At 60.8% G+C, this 23,387-nt stretch carries 24 protein-coding genes; 13 read left to right on the plus strand and 11 right to left on the minus strand.

What is annotated here, in order from left to right:
* Positions 1 to 49: 49 nt before the first annotated feature.
* Entirely contained in the window at positions 50 to 1,078 is a 1,029-nt protein-coding gene (locus AC4CWF_RS08035) for a zinc-binding dehydrogenase (protein WP_491284719.1), read from the plus strand.
* Between the two features lie 4 nt (positions 1,079 to 1,082).
* On the plus strand, positions 1,083 to 2,018 hold the full coding sequence (locus AC4CWF_RS08040; RefSeq protein WP_491284720.1) for a lipid A biosynthesis lauroyl acyltransferase: 936 nt from the start codon (positions 1,083 to 1,085) through the stop codon (positions 2,016 to 2,018).
* Positions 2,019 to 2,021: 3 nt separating this feature from the next.
* On the opposite strand, the gene AC4CWF_RS08045 is transcribed toward AC4CWF_RS08040, so the two are convergent.
* Positions 2,022 to 2,444, minus strand: a complete 423-nt coding sequence (locus tag AC4CWF_RS08045) for an SRPBCC family protein (protein ID WP_491284723.1) — start codon at positions 2,442 to 2,444, stop codon at positions 2,022 to 2,024.
* A 201-nt stretch (positions 2,445 to 2,645) separates the two neighbouring features.
* On the opposite strand from AC4CWF_RS08045, the gene gnd reads away from it, so the two are divergent.
* From gnd to AC4CWF_RS08060, 3 genes are all read left to right on the plus strand, one after another.
* Positions 2,646 to 4,076, plus strand: coding sequence for an NADP-dependent phosphogluconate dehydrogenase (gene gnd, locus AC4CWF_RS08050; protein ID WP_491284725.1), 1,431 nt, complete (start codon positions 2,646 to 2,648; stop codon positions 4,074 to 4,076).
* Between the two features lie 110 nt (positions 4,077 to 4,186).
* Positions 4,187 to 5,230, plus strand: coding sequence for an L-glyceraldehyde 3-phosphate reductase (gene mgrA, locus AC4CWF_RS08055; protein WP_491284726.1), 1,044 nt, complete (start codon positions 4,187 to 4,189; stop codon positions 5,228 to 5,230).
* Positions 5,231 to 5,437: 207 nt separating this feature from the next.
* Positions 5,438 to 5,773, plus strand: coding sequence for an RcnB family protein (locus AC4CWF_RS08060; RefSeq protein ID WP_491284727.1), 336 nt, complete (start codon positions 5,438 to 5,440; stop codon positions 5,771 to 5,773).
* 89 nt (positions 5,774 to 5,862) lie between these two features.
* On the opposite strand, the gene AC4CWF_RS08065 is transcribed toward AC4CWF_RS08060, so the two are convergent.
* The 3 genes from AC4CWF_RS08065 to AC4CWF_RS08075 form a co-directional block, all read right to left on the minus strand.
* Positions 5,863 to 6,981 carry a metallophosphoesterase gene (locus AC4CWF_RS08065; protein WP_491284729.1) on the minus strand — a complete coding sequence of 373 codons (1,119 nt, stop codon included), beginning with the start codon at positions 6,979 to 6,981 and terminating at the stop codon, positions 5,863 to 5,865.
* 202 nt (positions 6,982 to 7,183) lie between these two features.
* The gene (locus tag AC4CWF_RS08070; protein ID WP_491285287.1) at positions 7,184 to 8,386 is read right to left on the minus strand and encodes a GTP-binding protein; all 1,203 of its coding nucleotides are present in this window, start codon (positions 8,384 to 8,386) and stop codon (positions 7,184 to 7,186) included.
* A gap of 101 nt (positions 8,387 to 8,487) precedes the next feature.
* Entirely contained in the window at positions 8,488 to 9,591 is a 1,104-nt protein-coding gene (locus AC4CWF_RS08075) for a zinc ABC transporter substrate-binding protein (RefSeq protein ID WP_491284730.1), read from the minus strand.
* Between the two features lie 98 nt (positions 9,592 to 9,689).
* Between AC4CWF_RS08075 and AC4CWF_RS08080 the strand changes: the two genes are divergently transcribed.
* From AC4CWF_RS08080 to AC4CWF_RS08090, 3 genes are read left to right on the plus strand one after another with little or no spacing between them, the layout of a single operon-like run.
* On the plus strand, positions 9,690 to 10,610 hold the full coding sequence (locus AC4CWF_RS08080) for an ATP-binding cassette domain-containing protein (RefSeq protein WP_491284731.1): 921 nt from the start codon (positions 9,690 to 9,692) through the stop codon (positions 10,608 to 10,610).
* Positions 10,540 to 11,430, plus strand: coding sequence for an iron chelate uptake ABC transporter family permease subunit (locus AC4CWF_RS08085; RefSeq protein WP_491285289.1), 891 nt, complete (start codon positions 10,540 to 10,542; stop codon positions 11,428 to 11,430). Before AC4CWF_RS08080 ends, AC4CWF_RS08085 begins: the two co-directional genes overlap by 71 nt.
* Positions 11,427 to 11,834: a Fur family transcriptional regulator gene (locus AC4CWF_RS08090; RefSeq protein WP_491284732.1), complete on the plus strand. Its 408-nt coding sequence runs from the start codon at positions 11,427 to 11,429 to the stop codon at positions 11,832 to 11,834. The genes AC4CWF_RS08085 and AC4CWF_RS08090 overlap by 4 nt, the downstream gene beginning before the upstream one ends.
* Positions 11,835 to 11,851: 17 nt before the next feature.
* On the opposite strand, the gene AC4CWF_RS08095 is transcribed toward AC4CWF_RS08090, so the two are convergent.
* The 7 genes from AC4CWF_RS08095 to AC4CWF_RS08125 all read right to left on the minus strand — a co-directional run bounded on the left by AC4CWF_RS08095 (position 11,852) and on the right by AC4CWF_RS08125 (position 17,522).
* Positions 11,852 to 13,078 (minus strand): GGDEF domain-containing protein, encoded by a 1,227-nt coding sequence (locus AC4CWF_RS08095; protein ID WP_491284734.1) that lies wholly within the window; start codon positions 13,076 to 13,078, stop codon positions 11,852 to 11,854.
* A gap of 14 nt (positions 13,079 to 13,092) precedes the next feature.
* Positions 13,093 to 13,620 carry a gamma carbonic anhydrase family protein gene (locus AC4CWF_RS08100; RefSeq protein WP_491284736.1) on the minus strand — a complete coding sequence of 176 codons (528 nt, stop codon included), beginning with the start codon at positions 13,618 to 13,620 and terminating at the stop codon, positions 13,093 to 13,095.
* Between the two features lie 31 nt (positions 13,621 to 13,651).
* Positions 13,652 to 14,344, minus strand: coding sequence for a fumarylacetoacetate hydrolase family protein (locus tag AC4CWF_RS08105; protein ID WP_491284738.1), 693 nt, complete (start codon positions 14,342 to 14,344; stop codon positions 13,652 to 13,654).
* A gap of 164 nt (positions 14,345 to 14,508) precedes the next feature.
* Positions 14,509 to 15,021, minus strand: coding sequence for a hydrolase (locus AC4CWF_RS08110; protein WP_491284740.1), 513 nt, complete (start codon positions 15,019 to 15,021; stop codon positions 14,509 to 14,511).
* Between the two features lie 14 nt (positions 15,022 to 15,035).
* Positions 15,036 to 15,473, minus strand: a complete 438-nt coding sequence (locus AC4CWF_RS08115) for a pyridoxamine 5'-phosphate oxidase family protein (RefSeq protein WP_491285291.1) — start codon at positions 15,471 to 15,473, stop codon at positions 15,036 to 15,038.
* An 82-nt stretch (positions 15,474 to 15,555) separates the two neighbouring features.
* On the minus strand, positions 15,556 to 16,302 hold the full coding sequence (locus tag AC4CWF_RS08120) for a response regulator transcription factor (RefSeq protein ID WP_491284742.1): 747 nt from the start codon (positions 16,300 to 16,302) through the stop codon (positions 15,556 to 15,558).
* On the minus strand, positions 16,299 to 17,522 hold the full coding sequence (locus tag AC4CWF_RS08125; protein ID WP_491284744.1) for a GAF domain-containing sensor histidine kinase: 1,224 nt from the start codon (positions 17,520 to 17,522) through the stop codon (positions 16,299 to 16,301). The genes AC4CWF_RS08120 and AC4CWF_RS08125 overlap by 4 nt, the downstream gene beginning before the upstream one ends.
* Before the next feature lie 277 nt (positions 17,523 to 17,799).
* Here AC4CWF_RS08125 and AC4CWF_RS08130 point away from each other — a divergent pair, with 277 nt between their 5' ends.
* The 5 genes from AC4CWF_RS08130 (at position 17,800) to AC4CWF_RS08150 (ending at position 23,227) form a co-directional block, all read left to right on the plus strand.
* Positions 17,800 to 18,810 (plus strand): ABC transporter substrate-binding protein, encoded by a 1,011-nt coding sequence (locus AC4CWF_RS08130; RefSeq protein WP_491285293.1) that lies wholly within the window; start codon positions 17,800 to 17,802, stop codon positions 18,808 to 18,810.
* 115 nt (positions 18,811 to 18,925) lie between these two features.
* Complete coding sequence (locus AC4CWF_RS08135; RefSeq protein WP_491284746.1) at positions 18,926 to 20,383, plus strand: sugar ABC transporter ATP-binding protein; 1,458 nt, start codon at positions 18,926 to 18,928, stop codon at positions 20,381 to 20,383.
* The gene (locus tag AC4CWF_RS08140; protein ID WP_491284748.1) at positions 20,380 to 21,324 is read left to right on the plus strand and encodes an ABC transporter permease; all 945 of its coding nucleotides are present in this window, start codon (positions 20,380 to 20,382) and stop codon (positions 21,322 to 21,324) included. Before AC4CWF_RS08135 ends, AC4CWF_RS08140 begins: the two co-directional genes overlap by 4 nt.
* Positions 21,321 to 22,271: an ABC transporter permease gene (locus AC4CWF_RS08145; protein WP_491284750.1), complete on the plus strand. Its 951-nt coding sequence runs from the start codon at positions 21,321 to 21,323 to the stop codon at positions 22,269 to 22,271. Before AC4CWF_RS08140 ends, AC4CWF_RS08145 begins: the two co-directional genes overlap by 4 nt.
* A gap of 35 nt (positions 22,272 to 22,306) precedes the next feature.
* On the plus strand, positions 22,307 to 23,227 hold the full coding sequence (locus AC4CWF_RS08150) for an SMP-30/gluconolactonase/LRE family protein (protein ID WP_491284752.1): 921 nt from the start codon (positions 22,307 to 22,309) through the stop codon (positions 23,225 to 23,227).
* Positions 23,228 to 23,387 lie beyond the last annotated feature (160 nt).

Genomic DNA, 23,387 nt, shown 5'->3' on the forward strand with positions numbered 1-23,387 from the left:
CAAGAAGAAGACCTCATTTTGCACGCCCCCGGGTGAAGGATAAAAACGCATGCGCGCTTTGCAACTGATTGACGACCGCCGGCTTGAAGCGACCGACATTCCCGAGCCGGACGCTCCGGCACCGGGCGAGGTGACCTTGCGGGTGAAGGCTGTGGCGCTGAACCACATCGATGTCTGGGGCTGGCGCGGCATGGCGTTCGCCAAGCGCAAGATGCCGCTCACCATCGGCGCGGAAGCCTCCGGCGTCGTGGAAGCCATCGGCCCCGGCGTGTCGAGCGTGCTGCCCGGCCAGCTCGTCTCCATCTATGGCGCGCGCACCTGTGGCCTCTGCAAGCCCTGCCGCGAAGGTCGCGACAATGTGTGCGAAAACGTCGCCGGCGTTCACGGCTTCCATCTCGATGGTTTTGCCCAGGAAAAGATCAACATTCCCGCCCGCCAGCTCGTGCCGGCGCCCCCCGGCGTCGATGCGGTGGCGGCAGCGCTTGCGCCGGTGACCTTCGGCACAGTTGAACACATGCTGTTCGATAATGCCAAGCTTGAGCCCGGCGAGACCATTCTGATCCATGCCGGCGGCTCCGGCATCGGCTCGGCCGCCATCCAGCTGGCGAAGAAGATCGGCTGCACCGTCATCACCACCGTCGGCTCGGATGACAAGATCGAGCGGGCCAAGGCACTCGGTGCCGATCACGTCATCAATTACCGCACGGACCGGTTTGAAGGCGTCGTGCGCAAGCTGACGAAGAAAAAGGGCGTCGATGTGGTGTTCGAACATGTCGGCAAGGACACGTTTGCCGCCTCTATGTTCTGCCTGAAGCGCGGCGGCCGTCTCGTCACCTGCGGCTCCACCTCGGGTGTTTCGACAGACATCAACCTGATGATGTTGTTCCAGCAGCAGCTGAAGCTCCTCGGCTCCTTCGGCTGCCGTATGGAAAACATGGCCAATGTCATGCAGAAGATGGCGCGCGGTATTGTCCATCCGGTCATCGATACGGAAGTGACCTTCGGTGATATCCACAAGGCGCTGGAGCGTATGGAAAGCCGCCAGATCTTTGGCAAGATCATCCTGAGGATGGATTGATCCTTTGAAAATGCTTTTGACGAGGATCGTTCTGAAGGCGCGCCACTTCCAGCAATGGCTGGTGGCGCAGCTGGCCTTCTCCTTCCTCAACCTGTTGAAGCTGCTGCCGGCTGATCCGGCCATTCGTTTTGCCGACTGGCTGGTGCGCCGCATCGGTCCGCGCACCAGCCGTCACAAGCTGATGCTCACCAATCTCGCCAATGCCTATCCGGAAAAATCGGAAAGCGAGCGCCACGAGATTGCGCTCGCCAGCTGGGGCCATATGGGTCGGCTTGCGGCCGAATATGTCTTTCTCGACCGGCTGTTCGATTTCGACCCGGAAAGCGACACACCCGGCCGCATCGAAGTCTCGGGCACGTCGATCTTTCTCGACCTGCGCAACAATCCGCGCCCGTTCATGGTATTTACCGCCCATACCGGCAATTTCGAGCTGCTGCCGGTTGCCGGCAATGCCTTTGGCCTCAATGTCACGGTGATGTTTCGCCCGCCGAACAACCCTTACATTGCCGAAAAGGTGTTTTCCTTTCGCGCCTCAAGGATGGGAAAGCTGGTGCCTTCGCATGCCGGTTCCTCCTTTGCGCTGGCCCGCCAGCTGGAGGCCGGAAAGGCCGTCGGCGTGCTGGTTGACCAGAAATTTCAGAAGGGCCTTTCGACCAACTTCTTCGGCCAGCCGGTACAAACCAATCCGCTCCTGGCCAAGCTCGTGCGCCAGTTTGATTGCGAGGTCTATCCGGCCCGCTGCATCCGACTGCCGAACAATCGCTACCGGTTGGAAATCGAGCCGAAGATCGAGGTGCCGCGCAATGAAAAGGGCGCGGTCGATGTGCAGGCCACCGGCCAGCTGCTGAACGACAAGGTGGAAAGCTGGGTGCGCGAACATCCCGAGCAATGGCTCTGGTATCACGACCGCTGGAACATCAAGCACACGCTGAAGGACTGAGCCTTAGGCCTCGTCTTCCAGTCTATCCTCTTCCATGATCTGCTTCAGCGTCGCCAGATCGGCGGCCACATGGCGGGCATCTTCCGAAAATTGTTCCGGCGACATGCCGGGCAGGCGGGTCACCAGGAAAATCGCTTCGGCTCCATCGCCGTTCGGCACGATGCGAAAGGCGTTGTGAACCCGGATTCCCGAGGGCATGTTGACGACATGGTCGATGACGCCGAGATCATTTTCCGGGACAAATGTCACACGCACCTGTCCCAGTGGCCCGCCATCAGCCAGCCAGTCCGGACCGTCCCGCGTGAGACCGGCACCGAGGCCTGAGGCCCAGCGGGCCATATTTTCCGGGCGGGCGGCGAAGGCATAAACGGCGCGCCAGTCCCTGCGGATGCTGACATGCACCGCTTTTGCTTCCATTGGCGTCATTGTGTGGATCCTCCGTCGTGTGATCGGCGTTTGCACATTTGCAGGCTGAAAACCTTGCCGGGATGCCTGCAAGAACATTGCCCAATTTAGCGGCTGAAGGACGAAGGTCGCAATGAATTTAATCGTTTTGCTTCGGCTCGGCCTTGCCGTTTGTCACCTGCGGTGCCAAAACAAACACCCAATCGCAATGGAGATATATCCGTGGAACAGGCAGAAATCGGCCTTATCGGTCTTGGCGTCATGGGGTCCAACCTCGCATTGAACATTGCGGAAAAGGGCAACAAGATTGCTGTTTTCAACCGCACCGCTGAGGCAACCCGCAAATTCTACGCCGAAGCCGGCAGCCTTCAGAGTCAGATCATTCCGTGCGAAACGATGGAAGAGTTCGTCGCCGCGATCCGCCCGCCGCGCCCGATCATCATCATGATCAAGGCTGGCGATCCCGTCGACCAGCAGATGGCGCTGCTTGAGCCTTATCTGTCTTCCGGCGACATCATGATCGATGCCGGCAATGCCAATTTCCGCGACACCATGCGCCGCTTTGAAAGCCTGAAGGACAGCCCGCTGACCTTTATCGGCATGGGTGTATCCGGTGGTGAAGAAGGTGCCCGCCACGGCCCGTCCATCATGGTCGGCGGCACGGAAGAAAGCTGGAAGCGCGTCGAAAGCGTGCTCACCTCCATTTCCGCCAAATACAATGGCGAGCCCTGCGTTGCCTGGCTCGGCAATGATGGCGCCGGCCATTTTGTAAAAACCATCCACAACGGCATCGAATATGCCGACATGCAGATGATCGCCGAAATCTACGGCATCCTGCGCGACGGCCTGAAGCTTTCGGCCGAGGAAATCTCGCAGGTGTTTGGCCGTTGGAACAAGGGCCGTCTCGACTCCTACCTGATCGAGATCACCGAAAAGGTTCTGTCTGCCACCGACCCGATTTCCGGCAAGCCGATGGTCGACGTCATCCTCGATCGCGCCGGCCAGAAGGGCACCGGCAAGTGGTCGGTCATCGAGGCGCAGAATCTGGGCGTTGCCGCAACTGCGATCGAAGCGGCGGTTGCCGGACGTATCCTGTCCTCGCAGAAGGTCGAGCGCGAAGCTGCGGAACAGGTGCTTGGCCTGCCGCAAACGGTTGCCATGCCCGGCATCGATGGCATGGCCTTCCTCGACGATCTCGAAAACGCACTGCTGGCCGCCAAGATCGGCGCCTATGCTCAGGGCTTTGCGGTGATGGCGGCAGCATCCAAGGAATACGGCTGGAACCTGCCGATGCCGACGATCGCAAAGATCTGGCGCGCCGGCTGCATCATCCGTTCGGAATTCCTGGATGAGATCACCTCTGCCTTCACCAAGGATCCTGACATCGCCAACCTCATCGTGACGCCGGCCTTCGCAGCGCTTGTGAAGGAAACCGACAGCGCGCTGCGTCGCGTCGTCTCGACCGCTGTCATGTCGGGCCTTCCGGTTCCGGCGCTGTCGTCGGCTCTGTCTTATTTCGACAGCTACCGTCGCAGCCGCGGCACGGCAAACCTTATCCAGGCGCAGCGCGATTTCTTCGGCGCCCATGGTTTCGAGCGCGTCGACGGCGTCGACAAGCCGCATGGCCCCTGGGGCAGCGGCCTCAACGCCTGAGCCTCTGAAGCCAAAACATCCGCCGTGCGCGACGAAAACCTCGCGCACGGCTTTTTCCGTCCAAGCCTTGAGCACGGGCGGACCTGCCATCAATCCGGAGGAGACCGAACATGGCCTGGCAGCCTTCTGAAGACCGTTATTCCAAGATGAAGTACAACCGCTGCGGCCGCACGGGACTCAAACTCCCGGCGATTTCGCTCGGCTTCTGGCACAATTTCGGCGAAGACACCGAACATCAGCGCAAGCGCGACATCTGCCGCACGGCGTTCGATCTTGGCATCACCCATTTCGATCTTGCCAACAATTACGGCCCGCCACCCGGCAGCGCCGAAACTGCCTTCGGCGAAATTCTGAAGACCGATTTTGCCGGTTACCGCGACGAGATGATCATCTCCTCCAAGGCTGGCTACAACATGTGGCCGGGCCCTTATGGCGAATGGGGCAGCCGCAAATATCTGATCGCATCCTGCGACCAGAGCCTGAAGCGCATGGGCCTCGATTACGTCGACATCTTCTATTCGCACCGTTTCGATCCGGAGACGCCGCTGGAAGAAACCTGCGGCGCGCTCGATCATATCGTGCGTTCGGGCCGTGCGCTCTACGTCGGCATCTCCTCCTATAATTCCAAGCGCACCCGCGAGGCCGCCGCAATCCTCAAGGATCTCGGCACGCCCTGCATCATCCACCAGCCGAGCTATTCGATCATCAATCGCTGGGTGGAGGAGGACGGCCTGCTCGACACGCTGGATGAGGTCGGCATGGGCTCCATCGTCTTTTCGCCGCTCGCCCAGGGCATGCTGACGTCAAAATATCTCGGCGGTATTCCCGATGACAGCCGTGCGGCCCAGGGCAAGTCGCTGCGCCCCGCCTTCCTCAACGAGCGCAATATCGGCAACCTGCGTGGCCTCAACGCCATTGCCGAAAAGCGTGGCCAGACGCTGGCGCAGATGGCGATCGCCTGGGTTCTGCGCGGCGGTCGCGTCACCTCCGCTCTCATCGGTGCAAGCCGTGCGGAACAAGTGGCGGACTGCGTCGCAGCGCTTGAGCGTCCGGATTTCACGGCCGAAGAACTGGCGGAAATCGAAGTTTTTGCCAAGGACGCCGACATCAACCTCTGGGCTCAGTCGGCTGAACGGGAAGGCCCGTCGCGCTGATCGAAGTCTGCCGTTTTAGTGGGAAAACCCGGCCCTGGTGCCGGGTTTTTTCGTTTGGGAATGACAACTCGTCCGTCACTATAAATCTCAGAATTTCGCAGCAAGTTGTTTTAATCATTGCGGAATTGTAATGTGGCGGTTCATCTGTCGTTCATGGGTGTGGCGCTAACTTCCGGTTGTCTAATACAGAAAACGAGGAGACACCCGATGAAAATTCTGATTTCCGTTCTGACCGCAGCCACCATTCTTGCCGCCCCGATTGCCCAGGCGCAGGATTACCGCGGCCATGGCAACGACCGCCATCGTCCGAGCGAACGCACCGTCGTCATCGAAAAGAAGAAGGTCGTCGTCCAGAAGCATCGCTGGTCCAAGGGCCACAAGCTGACACGCGCCGAACGCGCCCGTCTGGCCAACATCCGCGACTACCGCCAGTACCGCCTGTCGGCACCGCCGCGTGGTTACCAGTGGGTGCGGGTGGACAACCAGTTCCTGCTGATCGGCGCAACGAGTGGCATCATTTCCAGCATCGTCACCAGTCGCTGATTGCGTCTGATATAGAGCGGCACCAATATTGAAAAACCCGGCCATGCGCCGGGTTTTTTCCGTTCTGATCCATCCATCGGCGGCGAAGCTTAAGCTTTCCGTCGCAGCGTAATCACTGTCAGTTCCGAGGGGATGCCAAGCCGCAGGGCAAAGCCCGGCCACAGCGCCGTACCGTTGTTGACGTAGAGTTGCATGCCGCCGACGTCATAGAGGCCGGAGACAAAGCCGTTGTTGGCGCGGGCCACCAGACGGTCGAGCCCTTTCACCATGCCGCCATGGGTATGGCCGGAAAGCTGCAGGGCCACGCCCGCCTTGGCATTTTCTCGCGCCATCATCGGCTGGTGATCGAGAAGTATGACCGGCGCTCCTGCGGGAGCATTTTGCAGCGCGGCAGCAAGATCGCGCACGCCAAGCCCGCGCCGTTCGGCCGAGAGATCGTTGAGGCCGGCAATCACCAGCCTGGCGTCGCCGCGCGCAATCACCGTATGGGCGTTTTCGAGCATGTGCAGCCCGAGCCCCGACAGATGTGCCATCCAGCGCTCCGGCTCGAAGAAATATTCGTGGTTGCCGGGGATCGAATAGACGCCGTCGCGGGCGCTGAGAGCGGCAAGCGGTGCCACATCCGCGCTGCGGTTTTCAAGGCTGCCGTCGATGAAGTCTCCCGTGATGACGATCAGGTCGGTGTTCAGAGCATTCGAGCGTGTGACGAGTTCCTGCGCCCAGGACGCCGGAAACAGGCGGCTGATATGCAGGTCGGTCAGCTGCAACAGCCGGTAACCATCGAATTCCGGGGGGAGGCCGGTTATCGCGATCTCGACATTTTTGACTGGCGGAACCCGGATGGCTTGCGCGACGCCGACACCCGCGAGCGCAAGGGCTGCAAGTCCCATCCCATAACGAACCGCTGGGTCAGCGGAAGGGAAATGGCCCTTGAACGGCACCAAAAGCAGGGAGATGACATCGAGCGCAATCTGCAACACGGCGAGCAGCAGCATCGCGCCGAGCAGCACATTAAAGGCGATGACCAACGGCCTTGGAAATTCCGGTGAAAACACCGATCCGGACGAGAGCTTGCTGAAGTAGTGATATTGCGACGCGATGAGCAGCAGGGCTGCCAGCGCGATCTTGATGGACAGATGCCAGGGGAGGGGCTGGATGAACCGCACGACGATGACCAGCCAGGGCAGTCCGAATATAAGATGAAACATGAATTAAGCCTATGACCAACTGTTTCCGTTACGGCAAGGAACAGCAATCGGATCAAACGTCATATCGATCCGGCCTCCAGCGCTGCGGCTGGAGGCATGTGGTCATGGCAAGCCTTCGTGTCAAATAATGGCCAACCGTTTGTTTCGGTCTCAACCGATCAAGGCAGTGGTGAGTGCCGGAGAACGCGCGGGAAACACCGTCTCAGGCGGCGCGGTTCCAGCTGGCAAACGGGTCCGGCAGATCGCGCCAGCGGTCCGGCTTGAAGTCGCTGTCGGGCAGAAGGCAGATATCCAGATGGTTGCGGATCCAGCTTTCCTCCATCGGATCGGCGCCGATAAAGACGATTTCCTGCCTTCGGTCGCCCCAGACCGGATCGAGATAACGGGCAAGCCCGTTACGGAAGCCGGCATCATCAGGCCACTGTTCGCGCGGCACCGCATCCCACCAGAGGCCGAGTTTTTGCGTGCGGATCAGCGCGCCGGCCTGGGAGATCTCTCCGACATGATAAGGCCGCGTGGCCAACCAGAAAAACCCCTTGGCGCGAATAACGCCCGGCCACGACCGGTTGATGAAGCCGTGCAGTTTTACCGGATCGAAGGGCCGGCGGGCGCGGTAGACGAAGGAGCGGATGCCATATTCCTCCGTTTCCGGCACGTGATCGGAAAAGCCGTGCAATTCCTTAAACCACAAGGGATGGGTTTCTGCCTTGCCGAAATCGAAGAGACCGGTGCCAAGCACCGCGCGGGCGGGCACATGGCCGAAATCCGCCTCCACGATGCGGGCATCCGGATTGAGGCCGGCAATGATGGCGCGGGCGGCAGAGAGTGCTTCGGGAGAGGCGACTGACACCTTGTTCAGCACCACCACATCGGCAAACTCGATCTGTTCGACGAGAAGATCGACCAGCGTGCGGGTGTCACCTTCGCCTGCCGTTTCGCCGCGGTCAGAGAGGAAATCGGCAGAGCCGTAGTCCTTCAGCAGGTTGGCGGCATCCACCACCGTCACCATCGTGTCGAGCCGCGCAACGTCCGACAGGCTGCAGCCGTTCTCATCGCGAAACTCGAAGGTAGCAGCGACCGGTAGCGGCTCGGCAATGCCGGTCGATTCAATCAGCAGGTAATCGAAGCGGTTTTGCTCGGCGAGCTGGCGCACTTCCTTCAAAAGGTCGTCGCGCAGGGTGCAACAGATGCAGCCATTGGTCATTTCCACCAGCTGTTCCTGCGTGCGCGAAAGGTCCGCGCCGCCATCGCGCACCAGCGCCGCATCGATATTGACCTCGCTCATGTCGTTGACGATAACGGCCACCCTCAGGCCATCGCGGTTGGCGAGGATGTGGTTGAGCAGCGTGGTCTTTCCCGCCCCCAGAAAGCCCGAAAGCACCGTCACCGGCAGTCGCTTGTCCATCGAAAGATGATCCATCTGAATGCTCCAATTGTTATAACATAACATCACATTTGCTGAAAAAAGGCGGATGTCCGCCTTTGTCCAGTCTTGGCGGTTCCGGCTCAGCTGTCGCGGGACAGGCAGTCGGTGAGCGAGTTTCCAAGGTTGCGCATCAGCTCGAAATAGAGGTTGGGGCCTTGCGTCAGCGAGGCGCCTTCCGGATCGAGAACGCCGGCGCGAGCCTTGGTGCCTTCGGTGACCACGTTGATCAGTTTCGGCGTGAACTGCGGTTCGGCAAACACGCAGGTTGCCCCGAGATCGACGAGCTTACGGTGGATCTCGCTCAAACGTTCGGCGCCCGGCGCGGTTTCCGGGCTGACGGTGATCGAGCCGGCAACGCGAATGTCGTAGCGGTGTTCGAAATACTGGTAGGCGTCGTGGAACACCACGAAGGGCTTGTTTTTCACCGGCTCGACGGTTGCCTTCAGCTCGGCATCGAGGGCGTCGAGCTTCTTCATCAGCGCAAGCGTATTCTTGTTGTAGACGGCAATGTTTGCTGGGTCGGCGGCGATCAGCTTTGCCTCGATCTCCTTTGCCATCGCCTTGGCATTCATGGGGTCGAGCCACAGATGGGTGTCGAAGCCCTCGTGAGAATGCTCATGGCCATGGTCGGCATGCGCTTCCTTTGCGTCGTGATCGGCATGCGCCTCAGTTGTGTCATGGTCGGCATGCGCCTCGCCGGCGGCGTGATCGTGATGCTCCTCGCCGGCATGGTCGTGGCCCTCGGCTGCGTGGTCCTCATGCTTTTCGGCGCCTTCTGCGCCATGATCATGCCCCTCATGCTCGTCGCCATCGTCATGCGCTTCGAAGGCGCCGCCTTCGCGGAAGGGCAGCTTTTCAAGGCCCGGCGCATTGCCGAGCGCGACCACCGTTGCCGATTTACTCAAGGCATCCAGCGGCTTGTCGAGAAAGGCTTCCATATTGGGTCCGATCCAGAACACCACGTCGGCATTCTGGATGGCGCGGGCGTTGGAGGGCTTCATCGTATAGGTGTGCGGCGAGGCGGCGCCTTCCACGATAAGCTTCGGTTCCGCGACCCCTTCCATCACGGCGGCGACGAGCGAATGGATCGGCTTGATCGACACCACCACATCAGGCGCGGCCATGGCATCTGCGGCGATAAACAGGGCGGCAGAGGCCATCAGGGCTGCGGATAGGGGCTTCATGGGTCACTCCTTGAATGCGGACTGTTATGTTATTACATCGATTGTGTTACGCTATAACGTGTGTAATAGCAGAGGGCAACACCACCGCAGGAAATTTGATGTTGATGCAACCGGAAGCCCGCGAGGGGCAGCTTGTTTCGATTGCCAATGGCGGCATTAACCGGCAGGGGCGTTGGCTCGTGCGCGGTGTCGATCTGACGATTGCCCGCGGCGAGATCGTCACCCTGATCGGCCCGAATGGGGCGGGCAAATCGACGACGGCAAAACTGGCGATCGGCGTGCTGAAACCCGATGAAGGCGCGGTTGCGCGCTCGCCCGGCCTTTCCGTTGGCTACGTTCCGCAAAAATTGTCGATCGACTGGACGATGCCGCTCAATGTCGAGCGGCTGATGCAGCTGACGGGCAAGCTGAAGGCCGACAAGATCATGGCATCGCTGGAGGCGGTCGGAATACCCCACCTGTTGAAGGCGGAAGTGCAGCATCTCTCCGGCGGCGAATTCCAGCGTGCGCTGCTGGCGCGCGCCATTGCCCGCGATCCGGATCTTTTGGTGCTCGATGAGCCGGTGCAGGGTGTTGATTTCGCCGGCGAGACGGCGCTTTACGAACTGATCGGCACCATCCGGCAAAAGACCGGCTGCGGTATTTTGATGATCTCGCATGATCTGCATATGGTGATGGCCGGCACCGATACCGTGGTGTGCCTCAACGGCCATGTCTGCTGCCGGGGAACGCCTGCCGTTGTCAGCCAGAGCGACGATTACCGGCGCCTCTTCGGCAATCTCGGCCGCGGGCTTGCCGTCTATAACCACAACCATGACCACACCCATCTTCCGGATGGCCGCGTGCAGCATGGTGATGGCAGCATCACCGATCATTGCCACCCCGGCGACGGTCATCATCACGATGCCCATTCGCACGATGCCCATTCGCACGATGACGGCCACTCGCATGCGCATGATCACGGACATCACGCGCACGGGCACGGGCACCATCAAGGGGAGCCGCATCGCCATGCTTGACGATTTTTTCGTGCGTGCGCTTCTGGCCGGTGTTGGCCTTGCGTTGACAACCGGTCCGCTCGGCTGCCTCGTGGTGTGGCGGCGCATGGCTTATTTCGGCGATACGATGGCCCATTCGGCGCTGCTCGGCGTGGCGCTGTCGCTGTTTTTCGAGGTGAACCTGCTGCTCAGCGTGTTTGCGGTTGCGGTGGGTGTCTCGCTTCTGCTGCTGCTTCTCCAGCGTCGGCAGGGCCTGTCGGCGGATTCGCTGCTCGGCATCCTCTCGCATTCGACGCTCGCCATCGGTCTTGTGCTGGTGGCCTTCATGAGTTCGGTGCGCATCGATCTCATCGCCTTCCTGTTTGGCGATATCCTTGCGGTCACCACGTCGGATATCCTGTTGATCTGGCTCGGCGGCGCCTTCGTGCTCGCCTGCCTCGTTTTCCTGTGGCGGCCGCTGATTGCTTCCACGGTCAGCCATGATCTGGCCGAAGCCGAAGGTTTGAGGCCGGAGCGGGCGCGCCTGCTGTTCATGCTGCTGATGGCGCTGGTCATTGCCATTGCCATGAAGATTGTCGGCATCATGCTGATCACCGCGCTTCTGATCATACCGGCGGCCACCGCGCGGCGCTTTTCCGCAAGCCCTGAAGCGATGGCGGTCATTTCCTCTGTGCTGGGTGCCATTGCGGTGATCGGCGGCCTGTTCGGCTCGCTTTATGGCGATACGCCATCGGGCCCCTCGATCGTGGTCGCAGCCCTTGTCCTTTTCATCCTCAGCCTGTTGCCGGTGCTTGGCAAAGGCATGGCCTCATCCACGCCCATGACGGGAGATCGCCGATGAATACTGCGCTGAACCTTACCAAGAACCAGACCCTGGTTTTCGATGCTCTGACCCGCGCCGATGGCCCGATGAGCGCCTATACCATTCTCGACAAGCTGCGCGACAACGGCTTTCGGGCGCCGCTGCAGGTGTACCGGGCCCTCGACAAGCTGTTGGAAATGGGTCTGGTTCACCGGCTGGAAAGCCTGAACTCGTTTGTTGCCTGCTCCCACAAGGAACAATCCTGCTGCCACAACCATGGGACAGTGGCCTTTGCCATCTGCGAAAGCTGCGGCCAGGTGAGCGAGTTCCACGATCACGCCATCGATGAGCGGCTGGGTGATTGGGCGCGCCAAAAGGGTTTCAAGGCGGAAAAGACCACGATCGAATTGCGCGGCCTCTGCGCCGCCTGTGCCGCCGGCTGAACCGTTAAGCGAAACGTTCAGGCCGCCACGGTATCCCCATAGGTCTGGTTGCGGCCGTTCTTCTTGGCCTGATAAAGCGCATCGTCGGCCGCCTGGATAAAGGCCTCGATGGAGCTGCCGTTGGCGGGAATGCGGGCGGCAACGCCGATGCTGACCGTCACCGGTTCCAGCGCAAGAATCACCTCCGGCCCTGAAAGATCCATCGCCAATGTCCGGTGTATGCGTTCGGCAATAATGACGGCGCCGGCGCTGTCGCAATCGACCAGCAGCACGGCAAACTCCTCGCCCCCCATACGGGCAGCCAGATCCATGCCGGTGCGGGTGGCGCTCGCCACGGCCTGCGCGACCCGCTTCAGGCAGCCGTCGCCCGCCGGATGGCCGAACCGGTCATTGTAACGCTTGAAATGATCGATATCGACGATCAGAAGCGCAAGCGGCGTCTCCGTCTCGTACGCGGTCTGCCAGGCATTGTGCATTGCCTCATCGAGGCGACGCCTGTTGGCGATACCGGTCAACGTATCTGTGTAGGAAAATGCGTTGAGAGCCCGGTTTTCACGGCGCACCTGCACATTGCTGAGACGCTCCCTGAGAAGCACCAGATAGAGCTGGCGCAAGGCCGTATCCAGTCGGGAATTCGCCAGGAGCGTAATGACGCTCGCAATCGTCACGAACAGGAAGGCCAGATGACGGTCGCCGCCGAGCGGGACGGTCGCCGTCAGCAGAAAGACGGCATTCAGCAGGAAGACCCCGAAATTGCAGGCAAGGGCAAACATCAAAGGCAACTGGATGACGATGTTCATAACGACAACGAGCAGCCCCATGCTGAACGCCTGCCGACCTGGCGTCGCGCCGCGAAGCGTCAGCAGTACATGGATGACGGCGGCGATGATCAGCAGGCCGGTGGCCACCATGCCATCACGCACCCGGTGGCTCCGGACGTAACGCGTACACCAGAACAGCAGCGCACATGGGAGGGTGCCGACACAGATGCGCAGGAACAGCGAAATCCAGAGGTTATCCGGCAGGATGATGTAATCGAGTATAGTGCCGCTGTTGAAGATCAACAGGCAGAGCCCGCCGCCAATATTGGTCTGGCGCCATTTCTGCCGCGCGATATGCCTCTGGTAGACGGTTTCCAGCGGCTCGTCGAAGCGCAGTTTCCACCACGGTTGCACCATGCCCTTTTCGATCAACGGACCAAGCTCGGAGCGTTCTTGCGGTCCGTCATCGGTGTCGTCGAGCATGGACGGCTGTATTGTCATAGAGGGCGAAGATCGGCTGCGAAGCGTTTCCAGTTGGCCGCGTAATTTTGCGCGGAAAGCTTGAGCTTTTCGACCGCCGCCTCATCCAGCGTGCGGATGGCCTTGGCAGGTGATCCGACGATCAGGGAATTGTCGGGAAACTCCTTGCCCTCGGTCACCAGCGCATTGGCACCGACGAGGCAATTTTTACCGATCCGTGCGCCGTTGAGCACGGTTGCCCCCATGCCGATCAGGCTGTTATCGCCGATCGTACAGCCGTGGATAATGGCGCCGTGACCGATGGTACAGTCCTTGCCAATGGTGGCGGGAAACCCCCAGTCGGTGTGGATGACGGTGTTTTCCTGCACATTGGTGCCGGCACCCAGCGTGATCCACTCGTTGTCGCCGCGCAGGATCGCGCCGAACCAGATGCCGACATCCTCGCCGATCTCTACCTTGCCCATCACATGAGCGCCCGGCGCCACCCAGAAGCGATCGGCGTCCGGCGTTTTGGGCGTGTGTTCGCCCAGAGCGTAAAGCGGCATCTGTTCTCCTCCCTCTTTTATTCCCGGCCGGTCAGATCACGTCGAGCGCTAGATCGGCCACGCCATCGACGCTGCAGGTGACGCGGTCGCCTCGAACGACCGGGCCGACGCCTGCCGGTGTTCCCGTCATGATGATATCGCCGGGGGCAAGCGTAAAGAGTTTTGAAAGCTCGCAGATGATTTCCGGCAGCTTCCAGATCATCTGCGCGAGGTCCCCCGATTGCCTGACGTCGCCGTTGACCGAGAGCTGGATTGCGCCGTGCTGCGGATGGCCGATCGTTTCTGCCGGAACAAGCGACGAGACGGGAGCAGAGGCTTCAAAAGCCTTTGCCGCTTCCCAGGGGCGACCGGCCTTCTTTGCGAGATCCTGCAGGTCGCGGCGGGTGAAATCGACGCCGACGCCATAACCCCAGACGCAATCGAGCGCATCCTCAAGCGCAATGTCGCGTCCGCCGGCCTTCAGCGCCATCACCAGTTCCACCTCGAAATGCACATTGGATGACAGCGGCGGATAGGGAAACTGGCCGTCGGTAACGAGGTTCTGCGGGTTCTTCTGGAAGAAGAACGGCGGTTCACGTGACGGGTCGTGGCCCATCTCGATGGCATGATCGGCATAATTGCGCCCGACGCAATAAACCCGGCGCACCGGAAATGCCGCTTGCGATCCCTTGACCGGCAAAAGAACCGGCGCGGGCAGGGGAATGACGAGGGACGTATCTGGCATGCGCATGGTCCTTGCTCAAAAAATCCGTTTCCTTCCCTAAAACAGCGCGCGCGATTTGTCTTGGCTTTTCATGGTCGGTTGTGACGTGAACGAGCAGGCGCAAAGGCTTCTCGCGCCCAACCGGAGACCTTCGTTGCCTGATCGGAAAAAAGCAGAACCTCCGCTCACGCGGCCTTTCCTCGCTTCCGCCTGCTGGCGAGTAGTTCCGCAAGGGTGACGGGCCGCAGGTTCTGCGCATCGACACCCACATCGAACTGGCGAGGCAAGGGCTTCAGCCTGCCATGCGAGTGGCCGTGAAGATTGATGGATTTCTTGCCCATCTGGTTCCAGGTCCGGAAGGCGTAGTGGCAGAGGATAAGGTGGTGCTCCCCGTCAGGCTTGAGTTCCGCATAATGGGAAACGCTCGCCCAGCCCTTGGCCCCAGTTGTCGTCAGCGGATCATTGTTGCCGATGATGAGATGCTTGCGCCCGTTCAGGCGCTGCAGCAGCGCGTCGCAATCCCCGGCGCGAATGGACATGACATCCCCCAGATGCCAGATCTCGTCGTCCTCCCCAACGACGGCATTCCAGTTCCCGATCAGCGCCTCATCATGATCAGCCATGTTGGAAAACGGACGCCGGTCGATGCGAAGGACGCGTGGATCGCCGAAATGCGTGTCGCTGGTGAAATAGATCATCGATTACAGCGCGATTAACCCACCCTGATCATCCCGTTATCCTCGCCATCCCAGTAGTGGATGCGGTCCGCATGAACCTTGATGAGCGTGAGACCTTGCGTATCCACTCCGTCAGGGAACCAGCGGTCGAGTTCACTCGTCCAGTGCTCGCCAAACTGAGCCTTGTCCTCGATCAACGACGCCTTGCCCTCGATGGAGATGAACATGCCGGGCTTGCCGAGCATGCTTGGCGCTTCGGTGAAGGACAGCGAGATGCCGGGGTCGCGCTGGATATCGGAGACCTTGCGGGTGTCTCTGTAGGAGAAGAACCAATTGTCGCCGTCATACTCCACGTCGCCGTTATTGCTCATCGGGCGGCTGGAAATTTCTTGGTCCTGTCCCTTTGTCGACATCATGCAGAAATCGATTTTCTTCAGTTTCGCAGCAATATCCGTCAACATTATCTCGGCCATCATCGTCTCCTTTGGATGCTGACTGAGCTAACGAGGCTCTGCGGGCGATGTTCCGCGCGCCGCAGCAGAGGCCTTGCGCTTGTTACCCCTTTTGATCATCCAGCAGGCGGGCATGGCGGCGCAACCAGTCCTGCAGGTCCTGTTCTGCGCGCTCCAGCGTGGTCTGGTTGAGCAACTTGCGCAAAAAGGCTTCGGTCACGGCGCGAGAGCGAAAATTGTAACGGGCTTCTGCACCTGCATCCGCGCGCTCATAGACGCCGAGTTTCTCATAGATCTGCTGCAGGCGGTTCTGCACGCTGCGCAGCGACAGGTTGCGCCGGTTTGCGATCACGCGGTCGGTCAGGCCAAGCGCAATATCGACCAGCACCTCATATTCCGTCTCGGTGAAGCCCTGCAGGCGTCCGAGGCTTTTTTGCTGCATGCCGCGCACTTCGCGGTCGATCACGCATTGTGCCTCGATGAAGATGGAGCGAAGCGCCAGCCGGAGCCTTTCATCCGAGGCCGATTTCAGCACATAACCATAAGCGGCACCATCCGGCACGATGCGTGAAATGCCGCGCACATTGGCCTCGTCGGCATAGTTGGACCAGAACAGAATGCGCGTTTCCGGCCGCTCCCGCCAGATCGTGCGGGCAGCCTCGATGCCGTTGCGCGGGCTCATCTGCAGGTCCATCACGATCCGCTCGAGCCGATGTTCCCGCGCAAGCCGCTCGCCCATGCTGCCGTCCTCGGCCTCCAGCACCTGATCGCATTCCGGCAGGGCCAGCCGGACGGCTTCGTTAAGGTACGAGCGGTGCAGCGGGTCGTCCTCGACGATCAGAACATTCATGACGTTTCCTCCTCGGCCATAACAGGCAGTTTCACCCGCACGAAGGTTTTTGCGGCCTCGCTGCCGCAGGAAAACCGGGCGCCGATCAGGCGGGCGCGCACCCGCATATTGTCGAGCCCGCTGCCGCCTGCGCTTCCCGCCTTGCTGATGCCGATGCCATTGTCTGAAATCTCGAGCGCCAGCACGTCGTCTTCGAGCGAAAAGGCTACCGTGATGCGGCTCGCCTGCGAATGGCGCACGGCATTGTTGATGGCCTCCTGCGCAATGCGAAAGAGGGTGATGGCGACATTGGCGGACAGCCTACCGCTTTCGCCCTTGCTCTCGTCATAAAGGCCCCACGTCATGGCAAGCCCGCTGTCGCGGATCGATCGGTCGAGATGATTTTCGATGGCATCCACAAGACCGAAGAGTTGCAGCACGGAAGGCCGCGCCTGTTCGATGATCTGGCGAAGATCCTGCATGGATTGCTGCAGGCTGCGAAACAGCGGCTCGAGCTTTTCCCCCGGCACGCTCTCCATGAGGCTCAGCCGCTCCAGCCGCTTGGCAAACCGGGTCAGGTCGCCCAACGTCTGGTCGTGCAGGTCCATGCCGATGCGCTGGCGCTCGGCCTCCAGCAACTCGGTCAGCCGCGCTGCTCCCTGGCGCAGCGCTTCTTCGCGCACGCGCGCGGCCGCCTCGACGATGGCCGATTGCTTGGCCTGTTCGGCGGCGCGGATCGCGAAGAAATACGGTGCCAGCAGGTCGCCGATGGATTGCGCGTGGGCAAGATCGCGCGTGGTGTAATCATCCTCGGTCAGGCTGGAAAAGGAGAGCGCACCGATGGTTTCGCCCCGCACCTTCAGGGCCACATGCAGACGGCTTTTCAGGCCATGTTCGCGGATCGGGTCTGAAAACGAGCCCTCGAAGTGAAAACGTGGGTCGCGCGAAGCATCCGGCGTGATGTACCGGTCGACCTCGCCAACCAGCAGCGCACGGATCGGGCTCTGGTCTATGAGGGCCGTCGGCCGCTTGCTCCAGTCTGTTTCAAGGCCGCTTTCATAGGCTGTATGAAATGTGCTGCCGGGCGTGATGATGCAGACGTCCATGTGATCGTGCGGAATGATCAGCGCGATTTCCTTGGCGACCGCGCGGATGGCCGACTGGAAATCCAGCTGTCCCGCCAGCAGCCGTGCAATCGTCAGGTATTGCCTGAACGACGAGGCCGACGCATCCTCGAGCATGTCTTCCTCCTTGATGCACGAAATCCCCTCCCGGACGGCGCATCGCTGATCTTCATTAAGTCCTTATGGCAGGTCTCTGTCCTGCGGGAAACCGCATCTGATCTGCGGTAACCCGCAGGTGGATTGCTGTAATCCGCCTGTACAGCATTTCGCAATTCGCGCATCATTGCTGGCACTGGAGAACTGCTCCAGGGAAAAGAGCTTTCGGGAGTACGTCGTTGAGGAGCGGCGCCGCAAGCTGCCGGCAAGACCGGAATCGAGGGAGAGAGACATGACCATGAAATTCGTTCTTGCGGCAACCGCTGCCGCGATGCTGAGCACCGTTGCATTTTCGGCCCATGCCGAAACCTCGGCCAAGAAGATCGCCCTGTCCAACAACTACGCCGGCAATTCCTGGCGCCAGGCCATGCTGACCAGCTGGGACAAGGTGACGAAAGACGCCGTGAAATCCGGCATCGTGGCTGCTGCCGATCCGTTCACCACGGCAGAAAACCAGGCGACCGAACAGGCCGCCCAGATCCAGAACATGATCCTGCAGGGTTATGACGCAATCGTCATCAATGCCGCTTCGCCCACGGCCCTCAATGGCGCGGTGAAGGAAGCCTGTGATGCCGGCATCACGGTCGTGTCCTTCGATGGCATCGTGACCGAGCCTTGCGCATGGCGCATTGCCGTCAACTTCAAGGAAATGGGCCGCAGCCAGGTGGAATATCTGGCCGGCAAGCTGCCGAAGGGCGGCAATCTTCTCGAAATCCGCGGTCTGGCCGGCGTCTTCGTTGATGACGAGATTTCCGCCGGTATCCACGAAGGTGTCGCCAAGTTCCCGCAGTTCAAGATCGTCGGTTCCGTGCACGGCGACTGGGCGCAGGATGTTGCGCAGCGCGCCGTCGCAGGCCTGTTGCCGAGCCTTCCCGAAATTGCTGCCGTGGTAACGCAGGGTGGTGACGGTTACGGCGCGGCACAGGCTTTCGAGGCTGCCAAGCGCCCGACGCCTGTCATCGTCATGGGCAACCGCGAAGACGAACTGCAATGGTGGAAGAAGCAGAAGGATGCCAGCGGTTATGAGACCATGTCGGTCTCGATTGCGCCGGGTGTTTCGACGCTTGCCTTCTGGGTGGCACAGCAGATCCTTGACGGCCAGCAGGTCAAGAAGGATCTCACCGTGCCGTTCCTGCGCATCGATCAGGCCAATCTCGAAAAGAACCTCGAGACGACCCAGAAGGGTGGCGTTGCCAATGTCGAATATTCGCTCGCAGACGCCAAGGCCGTGATCGCAGCGGCGAAGTAAATGCATCGATGACGTGATCGCCCAAGGGCGTTCCTCCCGCAGCTTCATCCGGCGGTTCTGCGCCGGGTGGAGCAGCTTCGTGTCCTATTCTCAAAAGAAAAGACGGCAGCGTGGAATGACTGATGTGTCAGCAACCGGACCGGTGGTGTCCATCCGCCAGGTTCGTGTCGAGTTCGGTGCGGTGAAGGCACTGGATGGCGTCGATTTCGAAATCCGCCCCGGCGAGGCGGTGGGTCTCGTTGGCCACAACGGTGCCGGCAAGTCCACCATCGTCAACGTCATCAATGGCGGGCTCTCGCCGCACAAGGGTGAAATCATCTACGAAGGTGAGCCCGGCGGTGGCATCTCGACGGCACGCGCCCATGGCGTTCGCTGCGTTTTCCAGGAACTGTCGCTCTGCCCGAACCTCACGGTGGTGGAAAACACCCGCCTGATGCATGCCGGGCTGAAAGGCCTTGGCTGGCGCAAGCGCGCACATTCCCTGATCCGTGCCCGCATGGACGAGATCTTTCCCGGCCACGGCGTCGATTGTCTGGCAACGGTCGGTTCGCTCTCCATCGCCGAGAGGCAGATGGTGGAAATCGCCATCAACTTCCTCAACGTGACCGAAGACCCGAAGCTCGTCATTCTCGATGAACCGACATCGTCGCTGGATGCTGGCCTTGCCGAACAGCTGATGGCCTATGTGCGCCGGTTCGTGAGGGCAGGCGGGTCCGTGCTGCTCATCTCGCATATCCTGGGCGAAATCCTCTCCACCTCCAGCCGCATCGTTGTCATGAAGGATGGACGTGTCGTTGCCTCGCGCGCAGCCGGCGAATTCACCGTCAAAAGCTTGGTGGAGGCGATGGGCAGCGTGGTGAAGGAAACCGCCCGCAATGCCGCAACCTCTGGCACATCAGGCGAAAAAGTCATTGATGTTGCCGCGGCCAAGGGATCGTCCACGCCGTTTTTTGCCCGCAAGGGCGAGATTATCGGCCTTGCGGGCCTTGGCGGCCATGGCCAGACGACGATGCTGCTCGATCTCTTTGCCGAAAGCAGCAGCAAGTGGTTTCCTTCAGCGCAAAAGCCCATGGCATTTGTGGCCGGCGACCGCGCGCTGAACGGCACGTTTCCCTTGTGGAGCATCCTGCGCAATCTCTCGATCGGCAACCTGCCGTCGATGTCGAAGCTTGCAGCCGTCGATACCGGCCGCGAGGCAACGCATGGCGAAGACTGGAAATCCCGCATGGGCATCCGCACGCCTGATATGACAAATCCCATCCTGTCTCTGTCAGGCGGCAACCAGCAGAAGGTTCTGTTTGCCCGCGCACTTGCTGGCAGTGCCGCCATCGTGCTGATGGATGATCCGATGCGCGGCGTCGATATCGGCACCAAGCAGGAGGTTTATGCCACGCTTAGGCGTGAAGCCCAGGCGGGGCGCACCTTCATCTGGTATTCCACGGAGATGGACGAAATGCGGCTCTGTGACCGGGTCTATGTATTCAGGGACGGTGCCATCGTTGCCGAGCTGGAGGGCGACGCCGTAACCGAGGACAACATCCTCGCCGCCTCGTTTTCGGGAGAAGCCGCATGAGGAAAACCCTGTCCGACCTTCTGCCGATCCTCATTCCGGCCGTGTCGCTTGCCGTGCTTCTGGCCGCCGTCTTCTACATGCAGCCGCGCGCCATGAGCTATAACGGCCTCAACCTGCTGTTTAATCTCGCCGTTCCGATCGCACTTGCCACCATCGCGCAGATGATCATCATGGCCGTGAACGACCTTGATCTTTCCATGGGCACCTTCGTCAGCTTTGCGGCTTGCGTCACCGCCGTCTACATGCCGCAGCAGCCGCTCGTTGCCATCCTGATTCTGGCCGGTGCCGTCGGTATTTATGCGCTGCTTGGCGTCATCATCACCCTGCGTGACCTGCCATCCATCGTCGTCACGCTCGGCATGAGTTTTGTCTGGGGTGGCCTTGCGGTGCTGATCCTGCCGGCACCCGGCGGGCAGGCGCCGGTCTGGCTGCGTGCGCTGATGGTGTCCAAGCCGACGCTGGTGCCGATGGCCATTGTCGCCAGCGTGGTGATCGCCGTCATCGCCCATCTGCTGATTATGCGCTCCACCTTCGGTGTTCTCTTGCGCGGCGTTGGCGGCAATAGCCGCTCCGTCGGGCGTGCCGGCTGGTCGGTGCTGGCGCTCAAAGGGGCAGCCTATGCAACGGCTGCGGTGTTTGCCGTTCTGGCCGGCATGGCGCTGGTCGGGCTTGCCACCTCGGCGGATGCCAATATCGCGCTGCGCTACACGCTTTTGTCGATTGCCGGCGTCATCCTCGGCGGCGGAGAGTTCGTCGGTGGCCGCGTTTCCCCCATCGGTGCCGTGATCGGCGCCCTGACGTTGACGCTTGCCGGTTCCTTCCTCTCGTTCCTGCGCATCTCGCCTGACTGGCAGATCGGTGCGCAGGGCGGCATCCTCATCATCGTGCTGGCCCTGCGGCTTGTCATCAACCGCGGCAGCCGGCAGGAGAAGACATCATGAACAGCTTCCGCCTCCTTGCCCGCAAGCCCTGGACCTGGTCCTTCGTTGCAGCTTTTGCCACCTGGATCGTGACGATCCTGTTTACCGGTGGTGCCAGCACCGCAAGCCTGTCGCAGGCAACGCTGACCTTTGCCGCCTTCTCGGTGATTGTCGGCCTTGGCCAGATGCTGGTCATCACGCTGGGGCCTGGTAATGTCGATCTGTCGGTTCCCGCCACGATCACGCTGTCTGGAACGGTGGCGCTGAAGCTGATGGACGGGCAGGACAACATGATCCTTCTCGGTCTTGCTGCCTCCATTGCCATCGGTCTTGTCATCGGCGTCCTCAACTACGCGCTGATCAAGTTCCTGCGTATTCCCCCGATCATCGCGACCCTGTCGATGAGCTTTCTCGTGCAGTCCTCGGCCATCTGGTACAATCGCGGCCTTCGGGTAAAACCGCCGGAAGCGCTGGCCGCCTTCAGCACATCCTCGACGCTTGGCGTGCCGAACACGGCCATCATCGCGCTTTTGCTGTCGCTTGCCGTCTGGTGGCTGCTGGATCGCTCGATGTTCGGACGCTGGATTTCCGCCATCGGCCAGAACGCTTTTGCCGCCCGCATGGCCGGCATTGCAGTCGATGGATGTCGCCTTGCGACCTATGTGATCTGCGCGGTGCTCGCCTCCCTCTGCGGTTATCTGCTGGCAAGCTTTTCGGGCGGTGCCGCGCTCAACATGGGTGCCGAATATCTCCTGATGTCGATTGCCGTTGTCGTCATCGGCGGCTCGGCAGTTGCCGGCGGCAATTCCAACGTGCCCGGCATATGGGGCGCTTCGCTGTTCATGTTCCTCGTCGTCTCCATGCTCAACACCTACGGGTTCGGCGCCGGCGTGCGCCTGATCATGACCGGCCTCATCATCATCTGCGTCATCGTGGCAGCCAGCCGGCCGGCCGGCTCGACGCGCTGACCTTCAGACACTCACACCAGCCAACCGGATAGCCCATGTCGCACGCCCGCACCGGGATCTACGAGATCCACGATCCCCGCTTCCGCAATCTGATTGTCTCGAGTGCCGCACTCGAAGAATTGTACAGCGGCTGCCGCTGGGCCGAAGGCCCCGTCTGGTTTGGTGATCTCGATTGCCTCGTGTTCAGCGACATCCCGAACCAGCGGCTGCTGCGTTATGTGCCTGAAAGCGGCGTGTCGGTGCTGCGCAGTCCCTCCAATTTCGCAAACGGCAACACGCGTGACCGTCAGGGCAGGCTGATCACCTGCGAGCATGGCGGACGCCGGGTGACGCGCACCGAAATCGACGGCCGCCTCACCGTGCTGGCGGATCGCTTCGAAGGTAAGCGCCTCAACGCGCCGAACGACGTGGTGGTCAAATCCGATGGCAGCATCTGGTTTACCGATCCCACCTACGGCATCCTGTCGGACTATGAAGGCTACAAGGCAGAGCCCGAGCTTGCGACACGCAATGTCTTTCGCCTCGATCCGGAAACGGGAGAACTCGCCATCGTCGTCGATGATTTCGGCCAGCCGAACGGCCTTGCGTTTTCGCCGGATGAAAAACAGCTCTACGTCGCCGATTCCGCCTCAAGCCATGACGAGAACTGGCCAAGCCATATCCGCGTCTTCGACGTGCTGGAGAATGGAAAGCTCGAAAACAGCCGGGTCTTTGCCGTGATCGACAAGGGCCTGCCGGACGGATTTCGCCTCGATATTTCCGGCAACCTGTGGACCAGCGCGGGCGACGGCGTGCATTGTTTTGCACCCGACGGCACGCTGCTTGGCAAGATCCTCGTGCCCCAGACGGTCGCCAACCTCACTTTCGGAGGGCCGAGGCGCAACAGGCTCTATATCACCGCAACGCAATCGCTCTATGCCATCTACCTGACGACGACGGGCGCCCAGTGGCCGTGAACCTTTTGCTCGGCTGTGCAGTTGAGTAACGGGACTAGCGGCTCGGATGCCGCATGTCGGCGCACTGAGGGCTTTGAACGAACAGATTTTATCGGCTGCCGCTATGTCGGTGAAGGCCTCTGGCTTACAACCGCCAGCAGGGCAGGGCCATAAAGCCTTT

The sequence above is a fragment of the Neorhizobium sp. PAMB6630 genome (assembly GCF_058242775.1).